This window comes from Providencia lanzhouensis (assembly GCF_050469745.1).
Classification (GTDB): Bacteria; Pseudomonadota; Gammaproteobacteria; order Enterobacterales; family Enterobacteriaceae; genus Providencia; species Providencia lanzhouensis.
The window spans coordinates 1,944,784-1,966,333 of the sequence record NZ_CP174123.1; the positions used below are offsets into that span (position 1 = coordinate 1,944,784).

General features: G+C 42.5%; 16 protein-coding genes. 12 read left to right on the plus strand and 4 right to left on the minus strand.

The window, feature by feature from the left end; genetic code table 11:
- Positions 1-161: 161 nt before the first annotated feature.
- The gene (gene ydgH / locus ACIH2S_RS09165; RefSeq protein WP_036948148.1) at positions 162-1,112 is read right to left on the minus strand and encodes a DUF1471 family protein YdgH; all 951 of its coding nucleotides are present in this window, start codon (positions 1,110-1,112) and stop codon (positions 162-164) included.
- A 387-nt stretch (positions 1,113-1,499) separates the two neighbouring features.
- On the opposite strand from ydgH, the gene pntA reads away from it, so the two are divergent.
- On the plus strand, positions 1,500-3,029 hold the full coding sequence (pntA, locus tag ACIH2S_RS09170) for a Re/Si-specific NAD(P)(+) transhydrogenase subunit alpha (RefSeq protein ID WP_154599294.1): 1,530 nt from the start codon (positions 1,500-1,502) through the stop codon (positions 3,027-3,029).
- Between the two features lie 13 nt (positions 3,030-3,042).
- Complete coding sequence (pntB, locus tag ACIH2S_RS09175; RefSeq protein ID WP_036948336.1) at positions 3,043-4,431, plus strand: Re/Si-specific NAD(P)(+) transhydrogenase subunit beta; 1,389 nt, start codon at positions 3,043-3,045, stop codon at positions 4,429-4,431.
- A 185-nt stretch (positions 4,432-4,616) separates the two neighbouring features.
- On the opposite strand, the gene uspE is transcribed toward pntB, so the two are convergent.
- Positions 4,617-5,561, minus strand: a complete 945-nt coding sequence (gene uspE / locus ACIH2S_RS09180) for a universal stress protein UspE (RefSeq protein WP_036948142.1) — start codon at positions 5,559-5,561, stop codon at positions 4,617-4,619.
- Positions 5,562-5,687: 126 nt separating this feature from the next.
- A complete protein-coding gene (locus tag ACIH2S_RS09185; protein ID WP_006659880.1) occupies positions 5,688-6,443 on the minus strand; it encodes an FNR family transcription factor in 756 nt (251 codons plus the stop codon).
- A gap of 342 nt (positions 6,444-6,785) precedes the next feature.
- Between ACIH2S_RS09185 and ACIH2S_RS09190 the strand changes: the two genes are divergently transcribed.
- From ACIH2S_RS09190 to ACIH2S_RS09210, 5 genes are all read left to right on the plus strand, one after another.
- Positions 6,786-7,796, plus strand: a complete 1,011-nt coding sequence (locus ACIH2S_RS09190; protein ID WP_080675593.1) for an NAD(P)H-quinone oxidoreductase — start codon at positions 6,786-6,788, stop codon at positions 7,794-7,796.
- Between the two features lie 402 nt (positions 7,797-8,198).
- On the plus strand, positions 8,199-10,139 hold the full coding sequence (locus tag ACIH2S_RS09195) for a pyridoxal phosphate-dependent decarboxylase family protein (RefSeq protein WP_036948139.1): 1,941 nt from the start codon (positions 8,199-8,201) through the stop codon (positions 10,137-10,139).
- A gap of 82 nt (positions 10,140-10,221) precedes the next feature.
- Entirely contained in the window at positions 10,222-11,370 is a 1,149-nt protein-coding gene (tyrP, locus tag ACIH2S_RS09200) for a tyrosine transporter TyrP (protein WP_230480559.1), read from the plus strand.
- Between the two features lie 307 nt (positions 11,371-11,677).
- Positions 11,678-12,217, plus strand: coding sequence for a PadR family transcriptional regulator (locus ACIH2S_RS09205; RefSeq protein ID WP_230082446.1), 540 nt, complete (start codon positions 11,678-11,680; stop codon positions 12,215-12,217).
- Position 12,218: 1 nt separating this feature from the next.
- Positions 12,219-12,437, plus strand: a complete 219-nt coding sequence (locus ACIH2S_RS09210; RefSeq protein WP_036948133.1) for a hypothetical protein — start codon at positions 12,219-12,221, stop codon at positions 12,435-12,437.
- 199 nt (positions 12,438-12,636) lie between these two features.
- Here ACIH2S_RS09210 and ACIH2S_RS09215 read toward each other — a convergent pair whose 3' ends face one another.
- The gene (locus ACIH2S_RS09215) at positions 12,637-14,382 is read right to left on the minus strand and encodes an ABC-F family ATP-binding cassette domain-containing protein (protein WP_321146646.1); all 1,746 of its coding nucleotides are present in this window, start codon (positions 14,380-14,382) and stop codon (positions 12,637-12,639) included.
- Between the two features lie 414 nt (positions 14,383-14,796).
- Between ACIH2S_RS09215 and ACIH2S_RS09220 the strand changes: the two genes are divergently transcribed.
- The 5 genes from ACIH2S_RS09220 to ahpC all read left to right on the plus strand — a co-directional run bounded on the left by ACIH2S_RS09220 (position 14,797) and on the right by ahpC (position 21,444).
- Complete coding sequence (locus ACIH2S_RS09220) at positions 14,797-15,273, plus strand: GNAT family N-acetyltransferase (protein ID WP_036948127.1); 477 nt, start codon at positions 14,797-14,799, stop codon at positions 15,271-15,273.
- Positions 15,274-15,674: 401 nt separating this feature from the next.
- Positions 15,675-16,745 carry an HlyD family secretion protein gene (locus ACIH2S_RS09225; RefSeq protein WP_108478161.1) on the plus strand — a complete coding sequence of 357 codons (1,071 nt, stop codon included), beginning with the start codon at positions 15,675-15,677 and terminating at the stop codon, positions 16,743-16,745.
- A 41-nt stretch (positions 16,746-16,786) separates the two neighbouring features.
- On the plus strand, positions 16,787-19,528 hold the full coding sequence (gene rbbA, locus ACIH2S_RS09230) for a ribosome-associated ATPase/putative transporter RbbA (RefSeq protein WP_196712452.1): 2,742 nt from the start codon (positions 16,787-16,789) through the stop codon (positions 19,526-19,528).
- Between the two features lie 2 nt (positions 19,529-19,530).
- Positions 19,531-20,658: an ABC transporter permease gene (locus ACIH2S_RS09235; protein ID WP_036948121.1), complete on the plus strand. Its 1,128-nt coding sequence runs from the start codon at positions 19,531-19,533 to the stop codon at positions 20,656-20,658.
- A 222-nt stretch (positions 20,659-20,880) separates the two neighbouring features.
- Entirely contained in the window at positions 20,881-21,444 is a 564-nt protein-coding gene (gene ahpC, locus ACIH2S_RS09240; protein ID WP_006659869.1) for an alkyl hydroperoxide reductase subunit C, read from the plus strand.
- Positions 21,445-21,550 lie beyond the last annotated feature (106 nt).

Consider the following 21,550-nt stretch of genomic DNA (forward strand, 5'->3'; position numbering starts at 1 on the left):
AGATGTTTTATTCACTTTCGCTATTTATGGTAAATAGGCTCACATTTTATAAAGTGCTAATTTGAGCTGTTCAGGAATAGGTATCAGGAAGTAGGGCAATGCAAACAAAAAAAGCCAGCTTAATATTTAAGCTGGCTTTCATAATAAAGTAGAGCTATCGACTATTTGAACAGGTCTGCACTGATGGTGACGCTGCCACCATTCGACTGCCATTCACGAGTGATATGGTAGTATTTTGCACCTTTAGCTTCTGCACGTTTGGCGATTTGATAACGAACTTCTGGGGTATTAGTGTAATAACCGGAGAAAGTAATGGAATCAAATGGAACCATCATGGCTGCTGCTGTTTTGTTCACTTCTTCAATGACATAACCACTTGGTAATGTCACGCTAGTACGACCCGGCTGGCTTGAGGACGTTTCGAAGAAACGACCAACAGCTTCGGTTGGTTCTTCTGAGCTTGCAACGCCAGGGATCAGAACTTTATCAGCAGCTTCACCACCCTGCGCTAATAACGCACGACCCGCCTCTGAATCAGCAGGAACAACTGCTTCTTCTTTTTGAATTTGGCGCTTAGGTGCATCTTTCTTATAGATATATGCGGTTGCTAAAGTGTTACCACCGTCATTCATGGCTACGTTGCGAACCACATAAAATGAGGCTGCATCTTTTTCTTTGGCTTTTTTCGCGATTGCTTCGTATAAGTCCGGTTCAGATGGGTAGAAACCACTTACAGTGACGGCATCAAAAGGCTGATACACTTTTGCGTCCGCTTTAGACATTTCTTCAACACCACCGAAAACTCGGCGAGCAGATTCTTCACGTTTTGATGCATCTTTTGCGTATACATCAGCAACAACACGCATGTTGCCACTGTCACCTATATCATCAAGGCTTTGGATGTAAAAGGCATAAGCCCCCATCTTATCAGCCCTACGGGAAACTGCATCGGATGCTTCATAGATAGCATTAAAACGCCCAGTGACGGTTATACGCTCATAAGGTTGTAATTCGGTAGCCTGTTTTGGCGTTAATTCAACAGCCGCCTGTGTAGCGGTTATACTAGTTAATGATAGCACCGCGGCTGCGATGACCGTAGTTTTCAGCTTCATACAAAATCCTTCCGCCTTGCGCAATTTATTATAAACATGCTGAATAATAGTTGTAACACATGGCGGTGATTATTACACGTAACTGCCCATGTTGTCGCACTATTTTATTTTTATAAGACACAAATAATGATTGACTAGTCAAATTTACCAGTTTTTTTAAAGTATCCAGTATTTTATTGACCTAAAACTAAGATTTCCACGGTGAATTCCATTTACTGTCTTAGAATCGTGATCAATTATGGATCAATAAGGCTAATTTCAGTAGGTTATTAGAACATTTTATATCTGTTCAACGACAAAATAGGACTTTTCCTTTTGATAAGGCAGTCATTTTTTTGGCGAATAACCTACAACATAGATTACTTCGAGCTTTAAAAAGGGAATATTATGCGAATTGGTATACCAAGAGAACGACTTGCCAATGAAGCGCGTGTTGCCGCTACACCATCAACAGTCACCCAATTGTTAAAATTGGGTTTTTCGGTGTGTGTTGAGCAAAATGCGGGACATTTAGCAAGTTTTGATGATGCAGCTTATGAGCAAGCTGGTGCAGAAATTGTCTCTCGTGAGAGCGCATTTTCTGCGGATATTGTGTTTAAAGTGAATGCACCATTGTCGGACGAAATTCCTTTATTAAAAGAAGGGGCGACTTTAGTCAGCTTTATTTGGCCGGCGCAGAACCCTGAGTTAATGGAGGCATTAAAAGCCCGTAATATCAACGTAATGGCAATGGATGCAGTGCCGCGTATCTCTAGGGCGCAATCGCTTGATGCATTGAGCTCAATGGCAAATATCGCCGGTTACCGCGCGATTGTGGAAGCAGCTCATGAGTTTGGACGCTTCTTCACCGGACAAATTACTGCTGCTGGTAAAGTACCGCCAGCAAAAGTGATGATCATCGGTGCGGGTGTGGCGGGCCTGGCTGCGATTGGTGCAGCAGGTAGCTTAGGCGCAATTGTTCGCGCATTTGATACTCGCCCTGAAGTGAAAGAGCAAGTTCAAAGTATGGGTGCTGAGTTCCTCGAATTAGATTTTAAAGAGGATGCGGGGAGTGGAGATGGTTACGCGAAAGTGATGTCTGAAGCCTTTATTAAGGCAGAAATGGCGCTATTTGCTGCACAAGCAAAAGACGTGGATATCATTGTAACGACAGCGCTTATTCCGGGTAAACCTGCGCCAAAATTGATCACCAAAGAGATGGTTGAATCAATGAAGCCAGGCAGTGTGGTGGTTGATCTTGCTGCACAAACGGGCGGTAACTGTGAGCTGACTCAAGCGGATAAATTGGTTGTCACCGATAATGGTGTCAAAATCATCGGTTACACCGATTTACCAAGCCGTTTACCAACGCAATCATCTCAGCTATATGGTACTAACCTTGTTAACTTGATGAAGCTGTTATGCAAAGAAAAAGATGGCGAAATCACGATTGATTTTGATGATTTAGTCATTCGCGGCGTTACGGTTATCAAGCAAGGCGAAATCACTTGGCCAGCACCGCCAATTCAAGTTTCAGCTCAGCCACAAGCGAAGCCGAAAGCCGTTGAAAAGGTGAAAGCGCCAGAGAAGAAAATGTCACCGGTAACCAAGATGGCACTGATGGCACTGGCTATCATTCTGTTTGGATGGTTCGCCAATTCAGCTCCAGCCGAGTTTTTATCGCACTTTACCGTCTTTGCGCTAGCTTGTGTGGTGGGATACTACGTGGTGTGGAACGTCACCCATGCGCTGCATACCCCGTTGATGTCGGTCACTAACGCCATCTCAGGGATTATTGTTGTTGGTGCATTGCTGCAAATTGGCAGCGGTGGCTGGGTAAGTTTCTTATCCTTTATTGCGATCTTGATCGCAAGCATCAATATTTTCGGTGGGTTCACAGTAACTCAACGTATGTTAAAAATGTTTCGTAAGGGATAAGGAGTAACTTATGTTGTCAAGTGGAGTTGTGACAGCAGCCTACATCGTTGCTGCTATCCTATTTATTTTCAGCCTTGCGGGGCTATCTCGCCATGAAAGTTCTCAACGAGGGAACACATACGGCATTATCGGTATGGGGATTGCCCTGATTGCAACCATCTTAGGACCTCATAGCGCGAATGTGGGTTGGATGATTGTGGCAATGGTGATCGGTGCCGTAATTGGTATTCGTTTAGCCAAAAAAGTTGAAATGACCGAAATGCCTGAGCTGGTTGCTATTTTGCACAGCTTTGTGGGTTTGGCAGCGGTACTTGTGGGCTTCAACAGCTTTATTGCAAGTGAAGGTCATGCCAGTAGCGTGATGGAAAATATTCATTTAACGGAAGTTTTCTTGGGCATTTTCATCGGTGCGGTCACGTTTACAGGCTCAATTGTGGCTTATGGCAAACTGTCAGGAAAAATGTCATCGAAGCCGATGATGCTACCAAATCGCCATAAGCTTAACCTTGCAGCCTTAGTCGTTTCATTTATTTTGCTGGTTATTTTCGTTAAAACTGACAGCGTTGGCTTACAAGTGTTTGTCATGTTGATCATGACCGCGATTGCATTAGCCTTCGGTTGGCATTTAGTTGCCTCTATCGGTGGTGCAGATATGCCAGTGGTTGTTTCCATGCTGAACTCATATTCAGGATGGGCAGCGGCAGCGGCAGGTTTCATGCTCAGTAATGACTTACTTATCGTGACAGGGGCCTTAGTTGGTTCATCGGGTGCTATCCTTTCTTATATCATGTGTAAAGCAATGAACCGTTCGTTTATCAGTGTTATTGCTGGCGGGTTTGGTACTGATGGTTCATCAACAGGTTCTGAAGAAGAGATGGGCGAATACCGCGAAACGACAGCGGAAGAAGTGGCTGAAATGTTGAAAAACTCCACTTCAGTGATCATCACTCCGGGCTATGGTCTGGCGGTAGCTCAGGCGCAGTATCCGGTGCATGATATTACGGCAAAACTGCGTGAACGTGGTATCAATGTTCGTTTCGGTATTCACCCAGTTGCAGGGCGCTTACCGGGGCACATGAACGTACTGTTAGCGGAAGCGAAAGTTCCTTATGACATCGTATTAGAAATGGATGAAATCAATGATGATTTCGCCGAAACAGATACGGTGCTGGTTATCGGCGCGAATGATACCGTGAACCCAGCGGCACAAGAGGATCCAAACAGCCCAATTGCGGGTATGCCTGTGTTAGAAGTTTGGAAAGCAAATAATGTCGTTGTGTTTAAGCGCTCAATGAATACAGGGTATGCAGGGGTACAAAACCCACTGTTCTTTAAAGAAAATACTCAAATGTTATTTGGTGATGCGAAAGCCAGCGTGGATGCAATTTTAAAAGCGCTGTAATTGCTTATCATTGACAATATAAAATAAAACGCCCTGAATTCAGGGCGTTTTTATGTCTGAACATTTTCTTTTAATTATTAATTGAATATGAGTAATTGAGAAGGGCACTAAGAAGATAATAATAAAAAGCTCACAAAAATTGTCTATTTATGAGCCTCTAAATATGATTATTGTTACCAGCTTAATTAATCATCTGCGGCACTAATAGGGCAGACAAAACCATCAGGTTTAATCGCTAATAAATCGCATTTTAGCTTATCAATAACATGTTCAGCAGTATTACCTAAGAATGCAGCTGAAAGCCCAGTACGACCTAATATACCGAGTACCACGACACCTGCGTGTAACTCTTCACACATGTCAGGAATGATTTTTTCAGGTAACCCTTCACGAACATGGGTGTATTTCTCATCAATCGCAAATTTCTGCCGCAGGCTTTTCATGGCTATCAGATGCTGACCGCGTAGGGCATTGTTATACAAGCTTGGGTCAAAATCAGGCAGCTCAATGGCAATGTTCATTGGCGCAATCGGGTAAGCGCTAACTAAATGAATTTCCTGCTCTTTAATAACCCGTCGCGCGAGATCTTGAGTTTTCTCAACCAATTTGATATTTAGGTCATCATGGTAAGATTCTTCATTAGAAAGATTCACTGCAACCACAACAGAACCGTGATCTGGCCAAACTTTATCTTTTACCATCCAAACAGGACACGGGCATTTTCTTAATAAATGCCAGTCTAGCGGGGTAAAAATGATGGACTCTAAGTTGTCAGTTTGATGCGCCATTTTCAGTAGAAGGTCATGTTGACCGCTGATCACTTCCTGAATGATGGCTTCATAAGGCTTGTTGTGCCAAATGACTTTAATTTCTATCTCAATACCCGCTTCTAAATAAAAATGGGCTTGCTGTTTGATCCAAGCAGCTTTTTGGCTGATCACCCCTTTGCGCATCGCATTGCGTTCTTCAGGAGAAAGCAGGGTGGTCATGTCATAAGATAGGTCGTAGATAGGCAGGAAGGCTTTTATCCGTCCGCCATTACGCTGCACGATATAAACTGCACGCCTTAATGCCGGTTGATCATCCTGATTTGGGTCGATTGCTACTAAAAGATTTTTATAGTTAGCCATGCTGACATCCTCTCAATAAACGGATAGTTCCATCTCTCTAAACTATGTTATTGGGGATAAATACGCAAGAAATGTGATTAAAAAGTAACAACGGATCACAAAGTTTGTGACCCGTTTATAGGAATACTAGCAAGAAACAGGGGATACTTTACCAGCGATATCAGTCAGTTTCGCCATATCGTCGATGGTAATATATTTACCTTTAACGCTGAGCATACCGCTTTTTTGGAAGCGGCCTAACAGACGGCTAATTGTCTCAACGGTTAAGCCAAGGTAATTACCAATATCGCCACGAGTCATGGTGAGTCTGAATTCTCTTGGTGAGAAACCACGCTCAGCAAAACGATGAGATAGGTTAAGAATAAATGCAGCTAAACGCTCTTCCGCATTTTTCTTAGATAATAAGAGGATCATTTCTTGGTCCCCTTTAATTTCACCGCTCATCAGGCGCATAATTTGCTGGCGCAGGTTAGGCATTTTGCCAGATAAATCGTCCAGCGTTTCAAATGGAATTTCACAAACCATTGAAGTTTCTAGCGCTTGAGCAAAACTTGGGTGCTGTGTATGAATAATGGCATCAAAACCAACGAGGTCGCCCGCTAAGTGGAAACCAGTGATTTGCTCATCGCCTTCTTCAGTAATGGTGTAGCTTTTAATTGTGCCAGAGCGAATAGCGTATAAAGAACGTAATTCATCGCCGGCTTTAAATAAAGCTTGGCCTTTTTGAATAGGTTTTTTACGTTCGATAATATTATCGAGTTGATCCAGTTCGTGTTCATTCAGAGTAAAAGGAATACACAGCTGACTAATACTGCAATCCTGGCAATGAATAGCACAACCACCAGACTGGATGCGACGAACAACTCTTTTTTCTGGGATCATATTAAATGCTCAATCAGGTTAAAATTATTGATATGAGTCAATTTTAGCATAAGATAATTGATCAGGTAAGGGCTATATAAGACAGAAACGAGTTATTAAATAAAAAAGCAAAGAATGCTAAATTTACCAATCTAATAGATTCAGCAGATCATGCTAATTTACGGGATATTCGCAATTTCATGATTTGACATATATTAAATACATAAATTTAATATATAAAAAGAGGGACAAAAAACTTAATAAAAACACGTTTTATTTTACGTCATTTATTAGCATTAAATTAACACAAGAATAAACAGAAAAATATCATTTTTTCCTATTAACTTATAAAAAGAGGTCATAATGAATAACAATTTGATGTCGTTGCCCCCATTAATGACAGCTGTCGACATTATTGATCCAAGCGTTTCGGATGAACTGCAGCTAATAGAAATTCCGCTCCCTAAACTCCTTCCTGGTCATTTAATCGTTAAAGTGGAAGCCTCAGGTGTTAACCGTCCTGACATTTTCCAACGCAAAGGCTCATACCCACCACCGCCAGATGCTTCACCAATCATGGGACTTGAGGTATCAGGTACAGTTGTGGCTAAAGCTGATGATGTAACAACGTGGGCGATAGGCGACCGAATTTGTGCACTTGTAGCAGGTGGTGGTTACGCAGAGTACTGCTTAGTGCATCAGGATATTGCTTTGCCATTAGGAAATTTATCCTTTGAAGAAGGGGCTGCTATCCCAGAAAACTTTTTTACTGTTTGGGCGAATATGTTCCAGATTGGGCAGTTGAAAAAAGGGGAAACAGTACTTATTCATGGTGGTACCTCGGGTATTGGTAGTGTCGCCATCATGTTAGCAAAAGCCTTTGGTGCCACGGTGATAACGACGGTTGGCTCAGAAGATAAAGCGATAGCGGCGAAATCACTTGGTGCGGATTGTGTGATTAATTACCGAACAGACGATTTTGTTAAAGTGACTCAGGAGTATACAAATCATCATGGTGTGAATATGGTCGTCGATATTATTGGTGGAGACTATGTCAGTAAAAATTACGTAGTAGCCGCAAAATTTGGACGGATTATCCAAATTGGCATGATGAAAGGAAACCCAACTCAGCTGAACATGATGCCAATGATGGTAAAACGTTTAACCCACACTGGATCGACAATGCGCTCTCGAAGTAATGAAGAGAAAGCGCAAATCGCAAAAGAGCTGCATCAGCAAGTTTGGGGAATGTTACAGAATGGTAAGATAAAACCAATAATTAACAAAATATATACATTGTGTCAGGTGGAACGTGCACATCACCATATGGAGTCAGGGGATTTGATTGGTAAAATTATTTTAGTAAACAGGTAGCTACGACCTAACTATTTTTTAATCTTTATATAATTAGATAATAATTACGTAGGGTATTATTTGTTATTTATAACAAATAATTTACATTATCAAGTCTTTTGAGCGTAAATATCTCTTTACAGATGATTAATTTTTGAATTTTTGTGCCTGTCCACAAATCCGAACAAAATTAAGATGAGTTTGTTAATGTTTTAATGAAGATGGATTATATCTATAGACAAGTTGGCTCATTAACGGCTTGTCTACTACTGAATATAGGTTAAGGATATAAGTCTAGTCATATCATTAACAAGTTGTCATTCGACACAGACATCCCCCCGTTATTGCACTTTCCAATGATAATGAGTTGAGTAACTTAATGCAGCTGGTGCCAGCCAGCTGTAGTTTGAAGGTGTAGTGATAATGAATAATTTTAAAAATAAAAGCATGAACGTAGATGCATTGTTCCTCGGACCTAAATCTGAAAATGCGGTATTTTTCAGAGAAATGATGGAATATGCAGTGACTGAGCATATGCATTGGCGTTCTGGTTATCATCCTGAAGATCCCGATTTAATTACTACCGTCGATAGATATGCACCGGAATATCGGGATACGTTATATCGCACTGAAGGTATCCTTAATCAGCTTTCCTCAAAGTTAAAAACTACGTCAGTGCCTTGGTTTTCACCGCGTTACATGGGGCATATGAACGCGGATACTTTGATGATCTCCAATCTCGCGTATGTCATGGCTATGATGTATAACCCAAATAACTGCGCACAAGAATCTTCACCGACAACGACGGTATTAGAAATCGAAGCGGGGTTAGATTTATGCGGTATGTTTGGGTATGACGTGCAAAAATCTTGGGGGCACATTACCTCGGGTGGCACAGTAGCTAACTACGAAGGGTTATGGGTCGCGAGAAACATTAAAACCTTACCTTTAGCCATGGCATCCCACCCTCAAGCCAAACAACTCTTAACGGATGTTTCAGAAAACGCGTTACTGAATATGCGTACCAGTGATGTATTGGATCTGATTGATGAGTTGAAAAAGCAAGGGTTGTTTGAAGAAATTCGCAATCTGACCTGCCGAGGCACCGGTGTTGAACAAGGTAAACTCGGTAAATTGTTAGTGCCGCAATCCAAGCATTATTCGTGGATGAAAGCGATGGATATCTTAGGGTTAGGGCAGCAAAACATTGTTCAACTTCCCGTTGATAAACGTTATCGCACGGATGTTTCGCAAATGCGTGACATCGTTTTCTCATTGATTGAAAAAGGCGAGCCTATTCTTGCCGTGGTCGCTGTTGTAGGTACCACTGAAACAGGTGCTATTGATAACGTCGCTGAAGTCATTAAATTACGCGAGGAATGTGAGCAACGCTTTGGCGTTTCATTCTATGTGCATATTGATGCGGCGTATGCAGGTTATGCCTGCGCAATGTTCCGTGATGAAAACAACCAATTCCTTGAATATGATGCGCTTATTGCTCGTTACCATGACGAAGGTGTTTTCCCGCCAGATATCGTTTGGCCAAAGCCTGATGTTTATCAGAGTTTCCGAGCTTTAAACCAAGCTGACTCCATCACAGTCGATCCGCATAAAGTCGGTTTTATCCCTTATGCTGCTGGGGCGATTTGTATGAAGGACAAACGCATTGTCGATTTGATTTCCTATCATGCTGCCTATGTGTTTGAAGAAGTGAAAGAAAGTAGTCGTAAAACCGATAAACAACAGAATGTATTACTGGGTTCATCGATTATGGAAGGCTCAAAAGCTGGTGCGACGGCAGCGGCGGTATGGGCTGCACATCGGTTAGTTCCGCTGAACTTATTGGGGTATGGCAAAGTCATTGCGGCTGGGGTAACAACCGCCAATTGGATGATTGAAAAAATCAATGCCAGCGAGCCGTTTGTGATTGATGGGCGTGAGTTTACATTGGCAGCGATGCCTGCACCAGATTTCCACATGATCAACTTTATGTTCAGGGAAACGGGAAACACCTCACTAGAGAAACAAAACCAGTTAAATAAACGTTTGTATGAACTCTGTTCTTATGCAGCAGGACGCACTTATGCAAATGATTTTTTAACGTCGTCAACATCACTAACCCATGAAGAGTACGGTGATAATCCTCAGAATCTGTGTCTAGAGGCGAATTTCAAGGAAGAGGAATGGCACAAAGTCCATTCAATTTATGTATTAAGGGCCGCAATTATGACCCATTGCCTGCGTGATAAACAGCACTTCGATAACTACTGGAATGAATTAAGAAACATCTTTGAAGACAAACTACAACAGCTCATTGATGAAGAAAATAAACGTAATCATTCCATTCAAAAAGTTAGTGTTTAATTAATTTTGTTAGGATCTCAATATGAAAAATCGCACACTTGGTAGTGTTTTTATTGTTGCAGGTACTACGATCGGCGCTGGAATGTTGGCAATGCCAATTGCAGCGGGAAGTAATGGGTTTTCAGTTAGTTTGGTGATGTTGTTTGGTCTGTGGGCGCTAATGTGCTACACCGCATTATTGCTGGTAGAAGTTTACCAGCATGAATCCCATGAAACAGGGATAGGTAGCGTTGCTCAGCGCTATTTAGGCTCGAGTGGGAAGTTCATCACGGGTTTTAGTATGATGTTTTTAATGTATGCCTTAACCGCCGCCTATGTGACGGGAGCAGGGCAAATCATTACCTCCAATCTGAAAGGTAGTTTTGCCATTGAAATGGCAGACTGGATGGGCATTGTCGTCTTTACCATCATTGGTGGTGGGGTTGTTTGCTTTGGTACTTCATCTGTCGATTTTATTAACCGCATCTTGTTTACCGCGAAAATCGTCTTTTTAGTGATCATTCTGGCAATGATGTTCCCGCATGTGGAACAGTTAAATTTACTATCAGCACCAACCGATAAAATTTTGATCCTCGCGGCTATCCCAGTCTTCTTTACCTCATTTGGTTTCCACGGAAGTGTGCCAAGTGTTGTGAAATATATGGGCGGTGATGTCAAAAAACTGCGAATTATCTTTGTGTTAGGAAGTGCGATTCCGCTAGTTGCTTACATTTTATGGCAAATCGCTACGCTGGGCAGTATTGGCACGAATACCTTTGTGGGAATTTTAGCTGAGAATTCTGGGTTAAATGGACTACTGGAAGCCATTAAAGCAGTTGCACAGTCAGGTAAAACTGAATTCGTCGCGCAAATGTTTATGAGCCTTGCATTAGCCACATCATTCCTTGGAGTTGCGTTAGGTTTGTTTGACTTCTTAGCCGACTTGTTTAAGCGCCAAGATAATGCATCAGGGCGTATCCAAACTGGGCTGATTACCTTTTTACCTCCACTTGTTTTCGCATTGTTTTACCCGAAAGGTTTTGTGATGGCGTTGGGTTATGCGGCAATCGCGCTGTCTATCTTAGCGTTATTACTGCCAAGTGCGATGGCTCTGAAATCTCGTCATGTTAATCCTCGCAAATATCAAGTACTCGGTGGTAAGCCAGCATTAGTGATTGTGTTCCTGTGTGGTATTGCAGTTATCGGCATCCAGCTCGGTATTGTCTTCAAAGTTCTACCGGATATTGGCTAACACTAACGAGTTATTGTTTTGATATAGAAAGCCAGTTCTCTCGCAGAACTGGCTTTTTTCATTTACTTGGATCACTAAAAACACTTTTTGTACTCTAAGACGCTAATTTTCTCGCTATCATAATGATAATAGTTATCATTAGCACGTATTGATAAAAACAGATATATCTAATTCTGGCATTATTCAGAAAACAGATTATGATATTAGATATATCGGTTTTTAATTTTTTGCACATTTACTGAGAGACCAAATGGACAATCCAAAAAACCTCGATACATGTCTATGTGAGGGGAAAAGTGTTCGGCGCATGTTTAATCCAAAACAGCTGCGTATTTATATTTTGCATTTACTCGTAGATGGCGCGAATTATGGTTATGAATTGATAAAAAAAATCAGTGAGGAAACGGCAGGGTTTTATTGCCCAAGCCCTGGCGTGATTTATCCGACACTGACATTACTGGAAGAGCTGAATTTTATTTCAACCAGTAAAGAAACGGGTAAAGGGCGTAAATGCTTTGCCATCACGCCGGAAGGTCGCTGCTTTTTACTTTTGAAAGCGGACATTCTGGCTGAAGTTAAAATGAAGCTAAATTATGCGCAAGAGCTGAAAGCGGGTAACCAATTTGCCAATGAAATTGAGTTAGCGGTAGATAAATTCAAATCATTACTCCGGCATAAAATTGTATTACAGCAGTTATCAAAGCAAGAATCGGCTCAAGTGGTGGATATTATCAACCAAGCCGTAAAACGAATTGAGCAAGTGAATGAGGCGCTATTAGTTTCTGAAAATAACGTAGTCTCGGAAAATAACGCCGTTTTAGAGAAGAACGCAGTAGAAGGAAAATAACATGGCAAAAACCCGTCATATTATCCAAGTTAAAGAGCAAATTCATATGAAAGAGACCATGCAGCCAGAACAAGTGATGCAGCCGGAAGAAAATAAGCAAACTGAGCCAAAAGAAGAACAGGCAGATTCCGTGCCGAAGAGTAAGGTTAAATTTAAAGAGGTAGTTTGTCCTAGTGTGCCAATGTCATACTTTAAGCGAGCAAAAAAACAGAAATATTAAGTTAGATGTAACACAGGTGGCAAAACAGTTATTCATAAAATGAGAGTAAATAGGGTGATTGACCCCATTTCACCGATAAGGATTTGCGTTACTTTATTAATAATTATTTTGTCACGGTATTATTTTATCACGGTATTGTTTTGTTATTGAAGCAATGAAAAGCCCCTAGTGCACGTTGGCATCTAGGGGCTTTATTATTTTAGATCTCTAGCAAAGTTTGAATTCGCTTCATTTCCTCAATCCACTGTTGCTGAAGAAGAGGCTTCTGATGCGCAACTTTACGTTGTTTATCTGCTGCTAACTTTTCTTCCAGCTCCAACAGCTGCTCAAGTAGGTCATCTTCATGAGAATGAGGCATGACCCCTTGTGCATTTTCAGAAATTAAACGGGTTTGGCTCTCTTCCAACTCGTTCTCTGAGAAGGCGGATTGTTTCTCTATCTTCTGGTAAATTTCTTCCAGATCCAGATACTCTTCCAAGCGATTATTATGAATATACCAATAACGCTGGCAACTATTTTCAATTAACCATTTATCATGACTAACGACTAACAGCGCCCCTTCGAATTGGGAAATTTGCTCACTCAGCGCTTCCTTACCTTCAAGATCAAGGTGGTTTGTCGGTTCATCCAGCAAAATTAGCGCATATTGCGCCAAACTTAGCCCAATAAATAACAAACGCGCTCGTTCACCACCACTTAGCGTTGCCACTTTTTGCTGATGGCGAGAATAGGCAAATCCTGCACTGATCAGCGCCATTTTTCGCTGTTCATCGGTGATAGGGGCAAAATGCCGCAATGCATCGATTAAACTATCATGGTCATTCAACTGAGTTAATTGCTGATCGTAATAACCTACTGAAATCGTTGGATGGAACTTTAACTGTGTTTCATAACGCAGGTCAGCAAGATATTGCTGCCAAATCAAACGCAGTAGCGTGGACTTTCCGCAGCCATTGGCACCCATAATGGCAATTCGGTCACCGCTTTTCACTTGCGAAAAGGGGACTGAAAACAGAAATTGTCCATCCGGCGTGGTGACTTGTGTATTATCTAACTCAAGTACTCGATCCGCAGGTATCGCTTTTCCATTCAGTAACAATTGCCATTGATAGCCTTCAGTGAGGTCTGTTTGATCCTCTTTTAAACGATCTATCTGTTTTTCCATTTGCTTCGCTTTTCGAGCAAGCCCTTCATTGTCATAAACTTTGCCCCAAATCGCTAACCGCTTGGCACTTGAAGCAATACGGTCAATTTCCTTTTGCTCGGCGTTAAAGCGATGCTCATCGGCGCGGTCGGTTTCTGCTAATGCTTGGCGTGCTTGGCTGCATGGAAGCCGATAAAAATGCAGAGTTTTATCTCGCAAAATCCACGTACTGTTTGTCACCTTATCCAACAAAGATTGGTCATGAGAAACCAACACAAAGCTACCTTTCCAACTTTGAAGGAAATTCCCTAACCAAATAAGGGTAGGTAAATCCAAATGGTTACTCGGTTCATCTAACAGCAATAAATCAGGCTGGCTGATTAACGCGCGCCCTAACAGTAAACGCGTATGTTGACCGCCACTAATGGCATTTGCCGATTGCTCCCACTGATGAGGTGCAAACCCTAATTCCGTTAATAACACTTCTGCTCGCCAACGTTCAGAAACATGTTCTTGCGTGGGCAGTTTTTGCAGTAGCGCATCTATCAAGGTTAATGGGGCGACTTCCGCAGGAAGATGCTGCTCGATATACGCAGTCACACAATGATTGGAATAGGTAATTTGCCCGCTATTTGGCGATAACTGAGAGGTCAAAAGCTTCAATAAGGTACTTTTGCCGCTACCATTGTGACCAATCAAACCAATACGGTCACCTTGAAGTAAAGTGAAGCTGATATCAGACAGTAATGAGGTGGTGGAGGTATCGTAGTTTAATGATTTTACAGATAATAATGTGCTCATAGCTTACTCAATTTCTAGGCGTAAAAACGCCGGGTATCGTCGATACGACAACCCAGTAAGCTGAGAAAAGACTCTTTAGCTGCTTTGCTCAGGCAGGGTTATCGCAGTGTAACACTGTGAAAGCCTGAGCTCTGGCGATTACCAAAGAAGTGTGAGTATTCAATAAGATCACACAACAGCATAAGATTAGCCTCCTTTTTTATTTTCAATATTTCGGTTGAACAATGGGGTGGATGATAGCAAAGAAGGGGATTTTAGAGCAATAGACCCATTCATTCTGTTTATCTGTTGTTACGAATTATTGGTATAAATCATTCTTATAATGGCGTTGCTTTGATGAATAAAACTGCTGAGCGTTAGGGTTTAGCGCCATCGATGGTTAAAATTGAGCCTCAAACAACAAGAGAGATAATAATGGATATACAAATTAGAACGGCAACCCGTGAAGATGCCCCGCTGATTTTAGACATGATTATTGAGTTAGCCGTCTATGAAAAAGCGCGTCATGAAGTAAAAGCCAGTGTTGCTGATATTGAAAACTCATTGTTCGCACCAGACTCCAAAACCGAAGCGTTACTGTGTTACGTTGACGGTAAACCGGCGGGTTATGCCGTATTTTTTACCAGTTATTCAACATGGTTAGGCAATAATGGGATTTATTTAGAAGATTTGTACGTTTCACCCGAGTGCCGTGGCGCGGGGGCAGGAAAAAAACTCCTCAAGCACATTGCTCAATTGGCTTTTGAACGCCAGTGCCAGCGCTTAGAGTGGAGCGTATTAGATTGGAATCAGCCAGCCATTGATTTTTACCAAAGCATCGGTGCACAACCACAAGACGAATGGGTTCGATATCGCATGGATGCTGAAACAATTGCGAAGTTTGCCAATTAATTTGCTAGCAAAGCAATATTAACTGCTAAAAAAACATTAACGCTTAAATAATATTTTCATCACCATGTCAAAGCCAGCAAATAACGTTGCTGGCTTTATTGTTACTTTTTTATATTCCTATCTACACTTGAAACAATCTCTTTTTTCGAGAGGGTGACTTTTTTGTGATACATAACGATTTAACCTAAGCTAAATTCTGATAAAGTTATAATAAATAATAAGATAGCATCGCAAAATGGCTGTTATATAGACTTTGTCCGTTATAAAAATAATAAAACAATAAAATGTAGATGATATTTATTTCAAGATAAAACAGTTTTGTAATGTGACTAATTAATTTAATTATCGACCAAAAACAACTGTGGTTCACTAATTTATTCAATGAATAGAGAAGGGATGGTATGAAAATAAATAAGCGCAAAGTATCGTTTTATCTTATTTTGGTTCTGGCAATTATAGCGGCCGGATATTATTACTGGAGCCAAAACTCGAGTAGTCTTCCAGAGGGTTTTGCACAAAGTAATGGCAGAATTGAAGCCACCGAGATAGATATAGCGACTAAAACAGCGGGGCGAATTGATACCATCCTTGTCAAAGAAGGGGACTTTGTCCAACAAGGGCAAGAACTCGCCCGTATGGATACCCGTGCCCTACAGGAACAACTCCATGAAGTACAAGCTCAGTTACGCCAAGCCATTAGTGCGGTTGCCACGGCAGAGTCAGGGTTAGTGCAGCGCAAAAGTGAAAAGCTGGCGGCTCAGGCAGTCGTTCGTCAACGTGAAGCGGAGCTAGATGCTGCACAAAAACGGTTAAATCGTTCTCGCGTCCTAGTGAAAACTAAAGCCGTTTCTCAACAGCAAGTGGATGACGACACAGCACAAATGCAAGGTGCAAAGGCTGCGCTTGAAGCTTCAAAGGCTCAAGTTGCTGCATCCACCGCCGCCATTGACTCTGCACAAGCGGGTATCGTCCAAGCAAAAAACCGCGTAGAAGCTGCAACGGCAACAGAAAGACGAATCACGGCTGATTTAGAAGACAGTATTCTAAAAGCACCACGTAATGGACGCATTCAATATCGAGTGGCGGAGCCAGGTGAAGTCCTTGGTGCGGGTGGTCGCGTGCTGAACATGGTGGATTTAAGTGACGTGTATATGACCTTTTTCTTGCCAACAGAACAAGCTGGCAAGGTTGCTCTTGGAAGTGAAGTTCATATTATTCTCGATGCAGCCCCAAATATTGTGATCCCAGCCAAAACCTCATTCGTTGCCAGTGTTGCACAATTTACGCCTAAAACAGTGGAAACCCAAAATGAACGCTTGAAACTAATGTTCCGCGTTCGTGCACGTATTTCTCCTGAATTGCTGGAAAAACACCTTGAATATGTCAAAACAGGTTTGCCCGGAAAAGCATACGTTCGCTTAGATGCACAAGCCGCATGGCCAACTGATCTTGAGGTGAGATTACCACAATGATCGCTAACACAATGATCCATAAAACAAAGACCGATAAATTGATGGATGATGTGATTGTTGATTTACAGCATGTCAGCCAACATTACGGTGATAACTGTGCGTTGGATGACATCACTCTCGCAATTCCTGCTCGAAAAATGGTGGGGCTGATTGGCCCTGATGGCGTGGGCAAATCAAGCTTAATGTCACTGATTGCAGGCGCCCGTGTGATCCAGCAGGGGCAAGTCAATGTACTCAATGGGGACATGCATAACAGCGACCATCGTCGCAATGTCTGCCCCAAAATTGCCTATATGCCTCAAGGGTTAGGGAAAAACCTTTACCATACGCTTTCCGTGTACGAGAACGTGGATTTTTTCGGCCGATTATTTGGGCAATCCAACGAAGAGCGAGCGTATCGCATTCAGGATCTTCTTGAAAGTACAGGGCTAGCTCCCTTTAAAGACCGACCCGCAGGAAAGTTATCGGGAGGAATGAAGCAAAAGCTAGGGTTATGCTGTGCGTTAATTCATGACCCAGATTTATTAATTCTTGATGAACCGACAACGGGAGTTGACCCCTTATCTCGGGCGCAGTTTTGGGATCTTATCGACCGCATTCGAGAACGCCAAACCAATATGAGCGTGCTGGTGGCAACGGCCTATATGGAAGAAGCGGAGCGATTTGATTGGTTGGTGGCGATGGATGATGGCAAGGTGATGGCAACTGGGCATGCTTCTGAATTAAAAGCCCAAACGGGTTGTAATGACCTCGAAGCGGCCTTTATCGCGTTATTACCCGAAGAAAAACGTGCTGGTCACCAAAAAGTGGTTATTCCTCCTCGAGATACACGAGGTGATGACGTTATCGCTATCGAAGCTCAGGATTTAACGATGCGTTTCGGTAACTTTGTGGCGGTGGATCATGTGAATTTTAAAATTCCGAAAGGGGAGATATTCGGTTTTTTAGGTTCCAATGGGTGTGGTAAATCCACCACCATGAAAATGTTAACAGGCTTATTGCAAGCCAGTGAAGGTCAAGCGTGGCTCTTCGGACAAGAGATTGACCCAAAAGATATTGAAACTCGCAAGCGCGTGGGATACATGTCCCAAGCTTTCTCCTTGTACAGCGAATTAAGTGTTCAGCAAAACCTTGAATTACACGCCAAGCTATTCCACATTCCCGAAAATAAAATTAACCAGCGCATTGATGAAATGTGCCAGCGTTTTGACTTGGACGATGTGCGTGAAACGCTGCCTGATGACCTGCCGCTAGGGATACGCCAACGCCTCTCTTTGGCTGTGGCGGTTATCCATCAGCCGGAAATGCTGATCCTTGATGAACCGACTTCTGGGGTTGACCCTGTCGCGCGGGATATGTTCTGGAACTTAATGGTCGATCTTTCAAGACGTGACGGTGTCACTATTTTTATCTCCACCCACTTTATGAATGAAGCGGAACGCTGCGACCGTATTTCATTGATGCATGCGGGCAAAGTACTGGATTGCGATACGCCAGAAAACCTGATCGAAAAGCGTGGATTAGATACCTTAGAAGCCACGTTTATTGCCTATTTGCAGGATGCGGTGGGCGATAAAGATACGGGCAAAGAGACCGCCCCTGAATTTCATGTTGATGCAAAACTGAAAGAGCAAGCAGCGGAAGCACTCAAAAAACGCTTCAGTTTACGACGCTTATTTAGCTATAGCATTCGTGAAGGTATGGAGTTACGGCGCGATCCTGTACGTTCCACATTAGCGTTATTAGGGACGGTGATCCTGATGTTTATCATGGGATATGGGATCAGCATGGACGTGGAAAACCTACGTTTTGCTGTGCTCGACCGAGACCAAACGGGCTTAAGCCAAGGTTATACGCTGAACTTAGCAGGTTCTCGCTATTTTATTGAGCAGCCTCCATTGCAAGATTATGAGCAGCTCGAATCAGGTATGCGCAGCGGAAAAATCACTGTGGCGATTGAAATTCCACCTAATTTTGCTCGTGATATTGCCAAAGGAAATAACGTTAAACTGGGCGTATGGATAGACGGTGCGATGCCAAACCGAGCGGAAACGGTGCGTGGTTATGTGCAAGCGATGCATTTAGCGTGGTTAAGCACGATGGCGGCGCGTCAGCCGGCAGGTGTTGCAGGAATTCCGGCTATTGATATTGAAACACGCTATCGTTATAACCCGGATGTTCGTAGCTTACCGGCGATTGTTCCCGCCGTTATTCCTCTATTATTAATGATGATCCCTGCGATGCTCAGCGCGCTCAGTGTAGTGCGTGAAAAAGAGTTGGGCTCAATTATTAACCTTTATGTCACCCCGATCACCAAATTAGAATTTCTGCTCGGTAAACAACTTCCTTATATTGTTTTAGGGATGTTCAACTTTGTTTTACTTTGCATTTTATCCGTCTATGTTTTTGGTGTGGAATTTAAAGGTAGTTTCTTGTCATTGAGTCTAGCGGCATTTTTGTATATCACCATTGCAACGGGAATGGGGCTGCTGATTTCCTGTTTTATGAAAAGCCAAATCGCGGCCATTTTTGGGACCTCGATTATTACCTTGATCCCCGCGACACAATTTTCCGGCATGATAGACCCAGTTTCTTCCTTGGAAGGGATTGGTCGCTGGGTAGGGCAGATTTACCCAACATCCCACTTTTTGACGATCACACGGGGAACCTTCTCTAAAGGGCTTAATTTCTTTGATTTACAAGCTTCATTTATCCCGCTAGCCATCACGATCCCGATTGTGATTGGCTTGAGTGTTTATTTCCTGAAAAAGCAGGAGGCATAGGGATGTTTCGTAAAATACAGAATATTTTTAACTTAGGCGTGAAAGAATTACGAAGCTTAGGGCGCGATAAGGCAATGCTGGCACTGATTGTGTTTGCGTTTACGGTCTCGATTTATTCATCTGCAACGGTAACGCCGGGTTCGCTGCATAATGCCCCGATCGCCATTGCTGATCAGGATAAATCTCAGCTTTCAAATCGTATCATTAATAGCTTCTATGAGCCGTATTTCTTACCGCCAGCGGATATTGTGCCGAATGAAATTGATGGCTTACTGGATAGAGGTGCCTATACGTTTGCAATTGATATTCCACCTAACTTTCAACGGGATGTACTTGCAGGGCGCCATCCTCAATTGCAAGTTAATATCGATGCAACGCGCATGAGTCAGGCTTTTTTAGGGAATAGCTATATCCAAAATATTACCCTAGGTGAAGTGAACGAATTTCTGGCGAAATACCGCAGCCAAGGGCGTTTACCGGTTGATCTTGAAGTGCGTATGCGGTTCAACCCAAACTTAACGCAATCTTGGTTTGGTTCGGTGATGGCTATCATTAACAACATTACAATGTTATCGATTGTTCTAACTGGCGCTGCACTGATCCGAGAACGTGAACATGGTACCGTCGAGCATTTAATGGTGATGCCGTTAACGCCTTTTGAAATCATGATGTCAAAGATTTGGTCGATGGGATTAGTGGTACTGATTGCCTCGGCAGTCTCGCTGTTGCTGGTGGTGAAAACTTTGCTACAAGTACCGATTGAAGGATCGATATTGCTGTTTATGTGTGGGGTGGCGCTCAGCCTGTTTGCCACTACATCGATTGGGATTTTTATGGGAACGATTGCGCGCTCAATGCCACAATTTGGTCTATTGATGATCTTAGTATTATTACCGTTAAACATGCTTTCTGGGGGGATGACTGCCCGTGAAAGTATGCCGCAACTGGTACAAGACATCATGCTAACCATGCCGACAACCCACTTTGTTAGCCTAGCGCAAGCCATTTTATATCGTGGTGCGGGATTCGAAATTGTGTGGCCGCAGTTTGTTATTTTAGTGGTCATTGGTAGCGTATTCTTCAGCTTTGCATTAATGCGCTTTCGCAAAACCATTGCCACAATGGCATAGTTTTTATTGCATCAGCTCCCATTAAATTACCTCGAATTACTTCTCACAAAACGCTTGCAGATTTTATCGGCAAGCGTTCTAATGCTGCACCATATAAAATACTATGCCTATCAATTTTTAATTAATGATTAGATTTTGCCTATCAAATCGATAGCAACGACTGATTGGATTAAGTCTCTGCGAAACAGTAACTTAATAGTCAACCAAACAGGAGGACATCAAATGTCATTAATTAATACTCAAATCAAACCTTTTTCTAATCAAGCTTTTAAAGACGGTAAATTTATCGAAGTAACAGAGAAAGATGTTGCGGGTAAATGGAGCGTTTTCTTCTTCTATCCAGCGGACTTCACTTTCGTTTGCCCAACTGAATTAGGCGACATTGCTGACCATTACGCTGAATTCCAAAAAATGGGCGTAGATATCTATTCTGTATCGACTGACACCCACTTTACTCACAAAGCATGGCACGAAAGCTCTGAAACCATCGGTAAAATCAAATATGCGATGATCGGCGACCCAACAGGTGCTCTGACTCGTAACTTCGAAAACATGCGTGAAAACGAAGGTCTGGCTGACCGTGGTACATTTGTTGTTGACCCACAAGGTATCATCCAAGCTATCGAAATCACTGCGGAAGGCATTGGTCGTGACGCTGCTGACTTACTGCGTAAAGTTAAAGCTGCTCAATACGTTGCAAGCCACCCAGGTGAAGTTTGCCCAGCTAAATGGAAAGAAGGTGAAGCAACACTGTCTCCATCTTTAGATTTAGTCGGCAAAATCTAATCGATAACCCTCGATAAGAATATTGCAAAATAAGCCACGTTGCAGGCGCTAAACACAATTAAGTAAAAGCCTGCAACGGGCTATTCGACGGGTATATGTACCCGAT